General features: G+C 48.3%; 1 pseudogene. It reads left to right on the top strand.

From position 1 onward, the window contains the following. Nucleotides 1-588, top strand: a pseudogene (gene gatB, locus ACTHUR_RS16180) (Asp-tRNA(Asn)/Glu-tRNA(Gln) amidotransferase subunit GatB); the annotation flags it as partial.

Genomic DNA, 588 nt, shown 5'->3' on the forward strand with positions numbered 1-588 from the left:
TTTGATGCGTTTGAAAGAAGATGCACATGATTACCGCTATTTCCCAGATCCGGATTTGCTTCCGGTCATTATTGCAGACGGCCAATTGCAAAAAGCCAAAGAGCAAATGCCAGAGTTGCCGCATGAAATGGCGGCGCGTATTGTTGTCGATTACGGCGTGTCTGACTATGATGCGCGCCTGTTAACTGCCAGCCGCGCTCAAGCCGCCTATTTTGAAGAAGCAGCCAAAGCCTGCGGCCAAGGTAAATTAACGGCGAACTGGATGAACGGCGAGCTTGCTGCTACTTTGAACAAAGAAGGTTTGGAATTAGCTGGAAGCCCGATTACGGCTCCACGCCTTGCCGAGTTGGTTGCTAAAGTTGCAGACGGAACATTAAGTAGCAAATTGGCGAAAAAAGCTTTTGAAGCAATGTGGGCCGAGCCTGAAGCAGGTATTGCCGAAATCATCGAAAAACATGGCTTGCAACAAATTACCGACACTGGAGCAATTGAAGCGATGGTGGATGAAGTGTTGGCAAATAATGCGAAAGCCATTGAGCAATTCCGTTCCGGCAATGAAAAAGCCTTGAATGCGATTGTCGGCCAAGT

The organism is Neisseria sp. P0021.S007 (genome assembly GCF_051956855.1).